The sequence below is a fragment of the Acinetobacter sp. A47 genome, from assembly GCF_000805455.1.
In the GTDB taxonomy this organism is placed as follows: Bacteria; Pseudomonadota; Gammaproteobacteria; order Pseudomonadales; family Moraxellaceae; genus Acinetobacter.
Map to the genome: position 1 here is coordinate 382,253 of NZ_JSUS01000032.1, position 12,084 is coordinate 394,336.

The 12,084-nt window shown below is 44.5% G+C and carries 12 protein-coding genes; 8 read left to right on the top strand and 4 right to left on the bottom strand.

The window, feature by feature from the left end; all coding sequences use genetic code 11:
* Positions 1 to 44 precede the first annotated feature (44 nt).
* Complete coding sequence (locus OC23_RS08350; protein WP_038344398.1) at positions 45 to 938, bottom strand: LysR family transcriptional regulator; 894 nt, start codon at positions 936 to 938, stop codon at positions 45 to 47.
* Positions 939 to 1,085: 147 nt separating this feature from the next.
* Between OC23_RS08350 and speB the strand changes: the two genes are divergently transcribed.
* From speB to OC23_RS08365, 3 genes are read left to right on the top strand one after another with little or no spacing between them, the layout of a single operon-like run.
* Positions 1,086 to 2,048, top strand: a complete 963-nt coding sequence (gene speB, locus OC23_RS08355) for an agmatinase (protein ID WP_038344122.1) — start codon at positions 1,086 to 1,088, stop codon at positions 2,046 to 2,048.
* Positions 2,049 to 2,107: 59 nt separating this feature from the next.
* A complete protein-coding gene (locus tag OC23_RS08360; RefSeq protein WP_038344123.1) occupies positions 2,108 to 3,424 on the top strand; it encodes an MFS transporter in 1,317 nt (438 codons plus the stop codon).
* A 51-nt stretch (positions 3,425 to 3,475) separates the two neighbouring features.
* Positions 3,476 to 4,984 carry a purine-cytosine permease family protein gene (locus OC23_RS08365; RefSeq protein ID WP_038344124.1) on the top strand — a complete coding sequence of 503 codons (1,509 nt, stop codon included), beginning with the start codon at positions 3,476 to 3,478 and terminating at the stop codon, positions 4,982 to 4,984.
* Positions 4,985 to 5,047: 63 nt separating this feature from the next.
* Here the strand turns inward: OC23_RS08365 and OC23_RS08370 are convergent, their stop codons facing one another.
* Together OC23_RS08370 and OC23_RS08375 are read right to left on the bottom strand one after the other, a co-directional pair.
* Positions 5,048 to 5,665: a YidB family protein gene (locus OC23_RS08370; protein WP_038344125.1), complete on the bottom strand. Its 618-nt coding sequence runs from the start codon at positions 5,663 to 5,665 to the stop codon at positions 5,048 to 5,050.
* Positions 5,666 to 5,813: 148 nt separating this feature from the next.
* Positions 5,814 to 6,275, bottom strand: a complete 462-nt coding sequence (locus OC23_RS08375) for a DUF6231 family protein (protein WP_038344127.1) — start codon at positions 6,273 to 6,275, stop codon at positions 5,814 to 5,816.
* 38 nt (positions 6,276 to 6,313) lie between these two features.
* Between OC23_RS08375 and OC23_RS08380 the strand changes: the two genes are divergently transcribed.
* Positions 6,314 to 7,183 carry a DUF2797 domain-containing protein gene (locus tag OC23_RS08380; RefSeq protein WP_038344128.1) on the top strand — a complete coding sequence of 290 codons (870 nt, stop codon included), beginning with the start codon at positions 6,314 to 6,316 and terminating at the stop codon, positions 7,181 to 7,183.
* Between the two features lie 41 nt (positions 7,184 to 7,224).
* Here the strand turns inward: OC23_RS08380 and lpxB are convergent, their stop codons facing one another.
* A complete protein-coding gene (lpxB, locus tag OC23_RS08385; RefSeq protein ID WP_161792269.1) occupies positions 7,225 to 8,403 on the bottom strand; it encodes a lipid-A-disaccharide synthase in 1,179 nt (392 codons plus the stop codon).
* Positions 8,404 to 8,651: 248 nt separating this feature from the next.
* Between lpxB and OC23_RS08390 the strand changes: the two genes are divergently transcribed.
* The 4 genes from OC23_RS08390 (at position 8,652) to OC23_RS08405 (ending at position 11,996) form a co-directional block, all read left to right on the top strand.
* Positions 8,652 to 8,945 carry a hypothetical protein gene (locus OC23_RS08390; protein WP_038344130.1) on the top strand — a complete coding sequence of 98 codons (294 nt, stop codon included), beginning with the start codon at positions 8,652 to 8,654 and terminating at the stop codon, positions 8,943 to 8,945.
* A 2-nt stretch (positions 8,946 to 8,947) separates the two neighbouring features.
* Positions 8,948 to 10,507, top strand: coding sequence for a PepSY-associated TM helix domain-containing protein (locus OC23_RS08395; RefSeq protein ID WP_038344132.1), 1,560 nt, complete (start codon positions 8,948 to 8,950; stop codon positions 10,505 to 10,507).
* Positions 10,504 to 10,782 (top strand): hypothetical protein, encoded by a 279-nt coding sequence (locus OC23_RS08400; RefSeq protein WP_038344134.1) that lies wholly within the window; start codon positions 10,504 to 10,506, stop codon positions 10,780 to 10,782. Before OC23_RS08395 ends, OC23_RS08400 begins: the two co-directional genes overlap by 4 nt.
* A gap of 326 nt (positions 10,783 to 11,108) precedes the next feature.
* Positions 11,109 to 11,996, top strand: coding sequence for a sulfite exporter TauE/SafE family protein (locus OC23_RS08405; protein WP_038344136.1), 888 nt, complete (start codon positions 11,109 to 11,111; stop codon positions 11,994 to 11,996).
* The last annotated feature ends 88 nt before the right edge of the window (positions 11,997 to 12,084 follow it).

Genomic DNA, 12,084 nt, shown 5'->3' on the forward strand with positions numbered 1-12,084 from the left:
CGTGTTATCAAGATAAAAGGGCAATTTGCCCTTTTATTTTTTGCCTATCTGGATTTTTCATTAAAAAAAGTCTTGACCACTTTACGGAAATTTTGAATCACTGGCTCCTTGGTTCTGCCCCGTCTAAAAATAAGCGAAAATGGGGCGCGATAACCAAAGGTTGCTGGCAACAACACTTTTAAACGTTTTTGTTCTATCCAGTACTGGGCAAAATGTTCAGGCAAATAACCGATATATTGTCCAGATAAAATCAGGATTAACTGTGCTTCCATTGAGTCGACTGTTGCAAAAGAATGTTTAAACCCCTGTTTTGCCAGCTCCGTGTGACTCCAGTAACCACGACTAACCATTTTTCCATGACGGATGGCGTCGGCAGTCAGATGCTGTTGTGCAAACATTGGATGTTTATCGCTACAAAAAAGCCACTGTTGTTCCTTATGGAGTGGCTGGTACATTACGCCGTTCATTTTCATAAAAAAACAGCCTATCGCGACGTCAAAACGGTTTTCTAGAACCCCCATTTGCAAATCATAAGGTGACTGCACCTGAATCTTGATATAGATCTGGGGATTTTGCCTTGAAAATTCGCTAATGATCTGGTCAAGCGGAATATTGTGATCGGTCACCATAGAATCCAGCATCCCTATCCTGAGCGTTCCGGTTAATTCGCCTCTAATCTGGGCCGTGTGTCTGGAAAAATTGTCCAGCTCATGCAAGATACGTTTTGCTTCCTGCAAAAACATTTCGCCTTTCTGGGTTAAGGAAAAACCGCCCCGTCCGCGCTCACACAGTTTAAAACCGATTAACTGTTCGAGTTGTGTCATATAGGTGCTAATCGCAGAGGTCGATAAATTTAACTCCTGTTGAGCATTTGCAAAGCCTTTATTCCTTACCACGCTGACAAAAATGCGAATTAATTTAATATCAGTATAGGCCATGTTTTCCATCATCTTTACCTTATTTTCTCCACATTATTTTAAAACATCCGTCTTGAGATTAGTTTAGAAAAATCTGAACTAAGTTTTTAGAAAAAGGGATTTATTCCTGCTTGAGACTGGTTGATAAGTAAATAAAAGGAGAAATGAATGAACAAGATGTTAAATCAACCACTGGGTGGAAATGAAATGCCCCGCTTCGGCGGCATTGCCTCAATGCTACGTCTTCCTGTAGTTGACAATGATGCCGGGCTTGCCAATCTGGATGCCGCTTTTATCGGTATTCCTCTGGATATTGGTACCTCGTTACGTTCCGGCACCCGCTTTGGCCCGCGTCAGATTCGTGCCGAGTCCGTGATGATTCGTCCCTATAACATGGCAACCGGTGCAGCGCCGTTCGAGTCACTGAATGTTGCCGATCTGGGTGATGTTCCGATTAATACCTTTAACCTTGCTGAAGCAGTACGGATTATTGAAGAACATTATGACCGTATTCTGGCACATCCGATTATTCCGTTGACACTCGGCGGTGACCATACCCTGACCTTACCTATTCTCAGATCTATCTATAAAAAACATGGCCCTGTTGGCCTGATTCATATTGATGCCCATGCCGATGTCAATGATGAAATGTTTGGAGAAAAAGTTGCACATGGCACCACCTTCCGTCGGGCAGCAGAAGAAGGCTTGCTCGATTGCCAGCGTGTAGTCCAGATTGGTTTACGGGCTCAAGGCTATAGTGCAGACGATTTTAACTGGAGCCGACGTCAAGGTTTCCGTGTGGTTCAGGCCGAAGAATGCTGGCATAAATCACTTGCACCCTTGATGGAAGAAGTCAAACAGCAAGTCGATGGCGGGCCGGTCTATCTTTCCTTTGATATTGATGGAATTGACCCTGCATGGGCACCCGGGACAGGAACGCCAGAGATTGGCGGTTTGACCACAATTCAGGCGATGGAAATTGTACGTGGTTGCCAGGGCTTAAATCTGGTTGGATGTGATCTGGTCGAAGTCTCTCCGCCTTACGACACCACAGGCAATACCTCTCTACTGGGTGCCAACTTGCTCTATGAAATGTTGTGTGTATTACCGGGTGTAAAAATACAGAAATAATCGCAGTCACTCATCACAACAAGAAAAGGAATTGAAGGGATATTTAAAGGTCTTATCGGATGAAGATAGAACAATCAAAACGGGCTGCTGCGGCAGCATTTATCGGCACAACTGTAGAGTTTTATGATTTCTATGTATATGCCACTGCCGCAGCACTCGTCCTCGGGATCGTATTTTTTCCTCAAACAGACCCGGTAACCGGTACGCTGGCAGCTTTCGCCACCTTTGCCGTAGGATTTATCGCACGACCTGTGGCCGCACTCATTTTCGGCCATTTGGGCGATAAGCTGGGTCGCAAGAAAATGCTGTTATTTACCATGCTGCTGATGGGTCTGGCCACTACAGGCATCGGACTGATCCCCAGTTATAACAGTATTGGCATCTGGGCGCCGGTACTGTTGATTGTGCTCCGGTTTTTGCAAGGTTTATCCGTTGGTGGCGAATGGGGTGGCGCGGTGTTAATGGCCAGTGAACATGCACCCGCCCATAAAAAAACATTTTTTGCCTCTTTCGCCCAAATGGGAAGTCCTGCTGGCCTCATTTTATGCTTACTGGTATTCAGGGGAATTACGTCTCTGGACGAACAAGACTTATTTGCCTGGGGCTGGCGTATTCCGTTCCTGCTGAGTTTTGTTTTCATGCTGATTGGTCTGGCGATACGTTTAGGTGTGGAAGAATCACCTGAATTCAGACAAATGCAGGAACAACAGCAAATTGTAAAATTCCCGATCAAGGAGCTGCTTAAAAACTACTGGCCTCAGGTGCTTTTTGCAGGCCTCTCGATCACCATTGGTACCGCAGGCTTCTTTTTTACCAATACCTTTATGATTACCTATGTCACCCAGTATGTAGGCATAAGCCGTCCAACCATTCTTGATGCCTTGTTCTGGGTCACCGTATTTGAATTTATCGCAATGCCGGTCGCTGCATGGTATGCCGGTAAAATCGGGTCTCACCGCTTTCTGTTTTGGGCCGCCATCCTGTGTATTGCCGTTCCATATCCCATGTTCATGCTGGTCAGTACCAAAAACATTTACTTAATTGTGGCGGGCATTACCCTGGCCGTGATTACGTTGTCTTCGCTTTACTCAGTTGTTGCCGGTTTTATGGCCGAAGCTTTTCCGGCAAAAGTCCGCTATTCGGGCATTTCCATTTCGTACCAAATGATTGCAGCACTGACAAGTGGCACTACTCCGCTGATTGGTACGTTACTTGCACAGCGCTATGCCGGTGAATGGCTACCTTTAGCCCTGTTATTTAGTTTTCTTTCCTTGCTTTCACTCATTGGAATCTGCGGCATCACCCGTCTGCGCAAGCGACAACTCGATATAACCCGAGATGCCGGAACTCAGCAACTCGCCAAAGATGCCGCTTAAAAATTCTAAAGTCTGGAAACACGGATGTTCCTATATAAAAAGGAAAATCATATGTATAAAGATAATTCTAAATCCATTACACATATTGAAAGTTTCGGCATTGAGGAAATTCCTGCCCATGCCCGTAATGCAACGCCATTTGACCTTTTCAGACTGGCGTTTGGCGGTGCCAATACCTTTTCCACCTGTGTTCTGGGAAGCTTTCCGATTGTATTGGGCTTATCTTTTCAGGCAGGATTGTGGGCCATCCTATGTGGAGTACTATTCGGCGCATGTATATTGGCTCCAATGGGGATTTTTGGAGCAAGAACAGGAACCAATAATGCCGTTGCTTCAGCTGCCCATTTTGGCGTTCATGGCCGGGTGATTGGCTCTTTCTTATCGTTACTGACTGCCATCGCTTTTTTTTCCTTGTCGGTCTGGAGCTCTGGTGATGCCCTGATGGGTGCGACACAGCGCCTGCTGAAGAGTTCTTACCAGAACAACTGGCTGTATGCGCTGGTCTATAGCGGTTTTGCAATATTGGTTCTGATTATTTGCATTTACGGTTTCCGCTTTATGCTACTGGTTAACCGGATTGCAGTGATTGCTTCCAGCCTGCTTTTCTTATTGGGACTGCTAGCTTTCTCCCAACAGTTTGATCCGGCCTATACCGGTCAAGTCCAGCTGGGTCAAACAGGTTTCTGGATCGCCTTTACAAGCGCAGCATTAATTGCATTGAGTAATCCTATATCCTTTGGGACATTTTTAGGCGGCTGGTCACGCTATATTCCCAAACAGACTGCTTCATACAAGATTATGGCAGCGGTGTTTATCTCACAGCTTGCTACCTTGATTCCCTTTCTGTTCGGGTTGATCACGGCAACCCTTGTGGCAACCCATGCGCCAGACTTTATGGCTCAGAATAATTATATTGGTGGCTTGATCCAGATTGCGCCGACCTGGTATTTCATTCCGCTGTGTTGCATTGCCTTTATTGGGGGCCTGTCGACAGGAACCACGGCACTGTATGGCACCGGACTGGACATGTCCAGTATTTTTCCAAAATCCCTCACCCGTATTAAAGCAACGATCTGGGTTGGAGTCTTGTCAATCCTGTTTATTTTTCTTGGGCGCTTTGCTGCCAACCTGACTCAAAGTGTAATGACCTTTGCGACCCTGATTGTGGTCTGTACCAGCCCATGGATTACAATTATGATTATTGGGCTACTGATGCGTAAAGGTTATTATAACAATGATGACCTGCACGTCTTTTCACAAGGCATAAAAGGAGGCGTGTACTGGTTTCATCATGGCTGGAACTGGCGCGGTATTATTGCCTGGATTCCAAGTTCAATGATCGGATTATGTTTTGTTAATCTGCCCAACCAGTTTGTAGGTATATGGGGAAATCTATGTAACGGGCTGGATATCAGCCTGCCCATCAGTATTGTGCTGGCGGCATTGCTGTATATTCTGTTAGTGGTTCTTTTCCCTGAGCCGAGCACGGTCTATAGAGCGCTGCCATCACTTCCGCAAAAGCATCCGCTGTCTCGTCCGCACTCTCTAATTTCAGACTAAAGATGTGTTACGTGCCATAAAAAAAGCCCGCTTGAATCAAGCGGGCTTTTTTAGAAAACATGCTTATTTCTTTAAAAAGCCACTTACCAGACTCAAGACCTGCTGAATATCCTGATTGGCTTCTTGAGGATTGGTATTGCTACCTTGAGGCGTCAAAGAATCAATTACTTGTGGTAAAACCGAAGCAATCGCACCATAAATTGCCTGTTTGGGTGCTTGGGTCTGCTGGGCAACCTGCTCTACTTCCTGATCATCAAACAGGCCCTGAATGTTTTGCGCCGGTACATCTTCAGCATTTTGCTGCTGCGGGTCGACCCAGCTTTGAACCTGATTGCTTAGACCTGCATTTTTCAACTTATCCAATGCACCTTGTAGGCCACCCTGTTTTTGAATCCAAGCCAAAACCAGAGGTAAAACTGCAATTAATAAGGTTTGTGCAGTATTGCCACCGCTTGCATTATTTTGTGCAGTGCCTGCGCCACCGCCCAGTTGGCCCAGTACAGAACCGAGAATACCACCCAGACCGCCTTGCTGATTCTGGGTATTTTGCTGCTGGCTACCCAACTGACCAAGTACCGAACCTAAAATTCCACCTAAACCGCCAGCTTGACCTGACTGCTGTTGACCGCCACCTAAAGCCTGTTTCGCTAAAATTTCAACAATATTGGTTAAATCTGTCATAACCTAAACGTTCCTTTTGGAATTATTTATCCTAAAAGCATACGCTGCTTTGAAATGACCGCACAAAGGTAAATTGTTAAATTTTGCAAGGCCTTGGTGCTCAACGACCCCAAAATCAGCTTTGCGCCCTGAGCGGCATGTTAGAGGCTTACCAGCGGAACTTGTCCCAGTTTTCCGGGTTGGCCCAGAACTTGGAATTGAACCAGTCAGGTACGTGCTTATAAGTCAGAATATTAAATTGCCACAGTGCAAAATCACTGTCATGTGTGGTTTTATCAATCAACTGGGTAAACCCCAGCGAGCGTAACAGCTTTTCATCTTCACGCTTGCTCACCACCACGATACGCTTGGCCATCAGGTCACGTAACTTTACCAACAGCTGGGCTTTTTGGGTTTCGGTAATATTTTGCATGGCTTCGGTATCAAATAATACAAAACCTAAATCATAACGTTGCGTAAATGGCAGACTTAAAAAGTCAGTTACGTTAAAATAATGCCATTGAATTGAAGCATTTTGGTCAATCTGCTGACCGATACAAAGTGCAGTATGAATGGGCTGTTCCTGAGATAAATCGTCTAGCATAGAAGTGATGACATTTTGTTCAGCCATAACTGCAACCCTTGATTGAGAAAGATGAGAGTTTATTAATGGAACTACAAGGCATTTGTCATAAAATGCATGCAGCGCTCAAAACGCATAGTGTAACTGATCAATCAACAAGCAAGGCAAATGTTGAGTATAAATTTATATTAGATCGTACAGAAACTGACCTGCCTTTTGTGTTAGGACAGGAAATCGAGATTGAATGGACTGGTAATATTTATTGTACCTCTTGCGGCACCAAAACACCGAAGTCTTATTCACAGGGACATTGTTTCAAGTGCTTTAAGACCAAAGCCGAGTGTGACCTGTGTATCATGAAGCCGGAAACCTGTCATTACCACTTGGGCACCTGCCGTGAAGATGAGTTTGCCCATAGTGTCTGCTTCCAGCCACATATTGTCTATCTGGCCAACTCCAGCGCCTTGAAAATCGGTATCACCCGTATTGTGAACATGCCAACCCGCTGGCTAGATCAAGGTGCAACTCAGGCGCTACCGATTTTAAAAGTCGGATCGCGCCGTCTGTCAGGGCATCTGGAAACCTTGTTTGGTACCCAGATTGCAGATAAAACCGACTGGCGCAAACTACTAAAAGGCGAAGCCGAGCCTTTGGACCTGATTGAAAAACGTGACCAGATACTGGAAGAGTTTGCCCCGAAGATTCAAACCATTCGTGAGGAATTTAACCAGAACCTTGAGTTTAATGAAACTCTGGAGTTTCTGGAGGACGAACAACCAAGAGAGTTTATCTATCCGGTCGAGCATTATCCTGAAAAGATCAAATCGCTGAATCTGGATAAAACACCAAAAATTCGTGGTGTCTTGCAAGGCATCAAGGGCCAGTATTTATTAATGGATATTGGGGTAATCAACATCCGTAAGTACACAGGCTACGAACTGATTCTTCGGGCCTAATCCGAATCATAAAAAGGTGGCTTAATTGCCACCTTTTTTGTTTATCCAGTTTTTAAACAGTTCAAAATTGCCTGTACCGGATCCTCGGTATTGCCCGAGATCAGCTGCTTATGCATGCTTAAATGCTGCATCATCTGGATATGCGCCGTTTCATGATCCATGAGACGTTCGATTTCAGTGGCTAAATGCTGAGGTGTTGCATCGGCCTGAATCAGCTCCTCAATGACTTTCTTGCCAGCAATAATGTTAGGCAATGAATAATACGGAATCTTGACCAGAAGTTTGGCAATCAGGTAAGTCAGCCAGTTCAGCTTATAAAAAGTGACCATTGGACGATGTAACAACATCGCTTCAAGTGTCGCTGTGCCGGATGCCAAAGCGACAATATCACTGGCATTCATGACCATGCGGCCAATCTTGGACTCTGCGTCACTATTTTCCAGCACATGAATTTTAGCCTTCAGGCTCGCATCCAGATTTTGAAGGCCCTGCTCAATCTGCTGCTTGCGCGCATCATTAATCGCAGGAATTAAAAACTCGAGCTCGGGATGCTTGCGATGCAGGATTTCAGCAGCACCGGTTAATAACGGTAATAAACGCTCAATTTCACCCCGGCGGCTGCCCGGCAGTAACGCAATATGGGTTTTATGCGCCGCCAGGCCAAGTTGATGCTTGGCTTCAATAATCGGATTTTTTAAGGGTAACTGTCTTGCCAATGGGTGGCCCACAAATGCCGCAGCAACCTGATAATTTTCATAGAAAGTTTTTTCAAATGGAAATAAACACAGCACCAGATCAATACTGCGTTTAATGCCATGCACACGACCTTGACGCCATGCCCATACCGATGGACTAACATATTGTACGGTTTTGATCGGTAAATTCTTTTCTTTGATGGTTTTGGACAAACGCAAATTAAAATCTGGGGCATCAATACCAATGAATATATCAACCGGATGTTCAGTCCAGCGCTCGACCAGACCGTCACGTACTGCAAATAACTTTTTCAGGTCTTTGAGAACCTCCACAATTCCCATGACCGATAAGATTTCCATGGGATAATAACTATGGAAACCTTCTGCGATCATTTGCGGGCCGCCAATGCCTTCAAATTCGGCATCAATACCTTGTTCGCGAAAACTGCGCATGAGTTTCACTCCCAGAGTATCTCCGGAAACTTCTCCCACCACGATGCCAATTTTTAGTTTTTGCTTTAACAAGACCCACGCCCCACAGAAATGTTTAAATGATTCTAACAGAATGATTTTACACTGAATCAATCCGGTTCATGCAATTTGTTCACGATTGGTGAACAGCATTTTTATCTAAGACCTGATTGTTTTGTGATAATCCAATCTGGATTTACGATGGAGTACACATTGATTGGGATTGACTCAGGCGTTAACATAAACAAGAATCATTTCCAAATGAAATTTATTTCTCTCTCCTTTTTGCTGCAAGACCTGTTATGGCCAAATCCGCATCTGTTCCGATGATCTATCGACTGAGCATATTTTATCGCTTTGTGTTGAGCTTTGTACTGGGCTACTTCTGCATGATGTATCTAAGCTTGAGTCTCATGTCATTGTTTAGCCAGATCTTAGACAAGGCAGAAGCAATCTATCTAGCCGCATTTATTTCGATTCTTTTTTATCTGGCCTTTATCATACTGAGTTTTTGTGCACACTCACTCAGGAAACTCAGCTTGACCAGCCTGCTTTTGACGGGTGCATTGTTTGGCTTATCTGCGGGTTTAAATTAAAAATGCAAAATAAAAGTGTACGTCAATCAATGGCATGGCTACATGCCTGGACAGGCTTAATTTTTGGCTGGCTTCTGTTTGCCATTTTTCTAATGGGAACCAGTTCGTACTATCGTCACCAGATTAACTTATGGATGCAACCGCAACTGGCGCAGGTACATATCAATCAAGATATTGCCATCACCACGGCGACCAATTACCTGCAAACGCATGCCGCTGATGCCAAGTCTTGGTATCTCAACGTGGCAAACCATGAAGCACCCGTCAATAAAATGTACTGGCAACAGGCCAGCGGTACTTACGAAAGCCGTAGTCTGGATGCCAATACAGGCAATGAGTTACAACTGTCGGCAACCCAAGGCGGCGATTTCTTTTATAACTTCCATTTTCAGCTGTATGGCGTTCCTATCATGGCCGGACGGCTGATTGCCTGTGTTGCTGCCTTTATAATGCTCATCGCCCTGATATCTGGAATGATTACCCATAAAAAGATCTTTACCGATTTCTTCACCCTGAGAACCTTTAAATCGCAACGTTCCTGGCTTGATTTTCATAATGTATGTTCAGTGCTCGCTCTTCCCTTTTTCCTGACCATAACCTTTACCGGATTGGCGATTTTCTTTTATCTGTATTTACCTTGGGGCATGCAAAAGCTTTATCCAGACAATCCTTTTCAATACTTTACCGAGATACGTACCACGGAAAAAAATACCGGTCATCAAGCTGAACCGCAAAAAGCGGAGATGTTACCCATCGGCACTTTACTGGAACAAGTAAAACAACAATGGGGCGAACAGGCCTTGGCTTCAATCGAGGTAAAAAATCCAAATACAAATCAGGCTATTATTACCTTCAAGCAACTGGAAGATCGTTCCATCAGTTTGGATCAGGCACAAATTACCTTTGACGGACAGGGTAATATATTGGCCAATACCCGAAATGAAAGTGCGGTTGCGACCTTAAATGCAGGTGTTTATGGCCTGCATATGGCGACGTTTGCACAACCATTATTACGCTTTGCCTTGTTCTGTTCCGGTATTTTAGGTTGTTTGATGATTGCGTCTGGCCTATTGTTATGGAGCTTAAAACGTCAGATCCAAAATAAATCGGATCAATTCCATGTTGGCTACTATCTGGTTGACCGCTTAAATATTGCAACTTTTGTTGGCCTTCCGATCGCCATGCTTGGCTATTTATTTGCCAATCGTCTTGTTCAGCTCACCGCAACCACGCCTAACTATGAAATCTATACTTTCTTTAGCATATGGGGACTAAGCTTTATCATCGCCTTATTCACCCCAAAACAGTATTTATGGAAATCACAAATCTGCATATTTGGGTTAATGGCTCTGCTTCTCCCGGTCTATAACCTGATATATCTTGTTCGCCATCAATTCATCACAGACCTGCACAGTTACTGGTTCTTTTTGCGGGTTGACTTAGTGTTGCTGGCCTGTGCCCTATTTGCCATGTTTATTTTTAGACATATTCAGCCGATTCAAGCCAGATCTGTCCAGAAAATCAAGACCAAGTTAGCGAAGCAACAAGAGGTCAGCGCATGATTCTGTTAAGCCTGATATTGACCATGACCGGGATGTGGCTGCTGTATAAATGTAGCGCCAAGCAAATCAGCAAAACCAAACAACAAGCTTTCATACGTCATCAAATACAGTTGAAAACTTTAGCTTATGCCTGCTTTTTAATTGCCGGTAGCCTGCTTTGTCTGGAATTTGGCAATTCGGTTGGGTTTGTAAGCTGGTGGATTTTCGCCACTCCAGTGACCTTTATACTGATCCTATCGGTAAATGAACTTAAACCGACTAAAAAACTCAAATAAGCTTGCTACAACCGTTATCCTCAACTTCGGCCAAGGATAGCGTTATGGCTAAAAACCAATGCCCTTAGCGCAGGTCTCGATAAAGCGGCTCTGTATAGCCCATTCGATCGGCACGGCAACTGATCAAACCTGCAATCGCTATCCTCTCAAAATCAACATAGCAACATTATTTGGCAGCAGCCCAGCCCGGATAAAATCAGCTCAAAATCCAGCCAGTTTTGCTTTCTTTAGCGTTTTTTTGCATAAGTAAATCACTATTCATCACAACGAGTTATCTAAAAAAAGCATAAGATATGCTGGTTTTTGCATAATTAGGCATATTGTCGATGTTTGGTCCTATTGAATTTATTATGGCTGGGGTATTGGTTGGCTTCTGTGTCGGTATTACAGGAGTCGGCGGTGGTTCATTAATGACCCCTATCCTGATTAGCCTGTTTAAAATCGAACCTCATATTGCCATTGGTACAGACCTGCTCTATGCCTCAATTTCTAAATTCTGCGGTTCGATGGTTCATGCAAAAAAACTGAATATTGTCTGGCCTATTGTATTGTGGCTGGCATTAGGCAGTATTCCGGCATCTTTTGCAACCTCCTGGGTACTCGAACATTACCTGAGCCAATCTACTCATTATAAAGCCGTACTGACCATGGTATTAGGTTTTATGTTGACCCTGACCGGTATTTCGATTGTGTTTCGTGCACAAATTGAAAAGCTGTTTGACCGTTTCCGTAACCGTGAACAAGCCGATATGGAAAGTGAACAGCATGCTTTACAACACAAACGTCATTACATTGTCATTATGGGGATTGTACTGGGCATTTTTGTTACCCTTTCATCTGTAGGCGCTGGTGCTTTTGGTATCATGGCCTTGGTGTTAATGTTCCCGAATTTGCCCATGATCCGTATTATCGGTTCAGATGTTGTCCATGCCGTGTTACTCACCGCGGTGGCAGGTCTTAGCCACATGTCTTCTGGCAATGTCGACTTTAGCCTGTTGATGTGGTTACTGGTCGGTTCAATTCCTGCCATCATTATCGGGACCTTAATCAGCTCACGCATGCCGGAAAGAATGATTCGTAAAATTCTCGGGATTACCTTGTTTGCCCTGGGTGTGAACTTTATTGTAAACCCGGTAAAGGCCAAGCCCAAGCCAGTTGAGACACAGCAGGCTGTGGTCGTGCAGCCAGCCACTGATGCAGCAACACCTGTTTAAGCTGAAAAATGCCGATGCTTTCCAGATAAATTATCGTTATGGCTAGTTAACCGGTCGGCATTTCATGCTATATTCGCAGACAAAATAA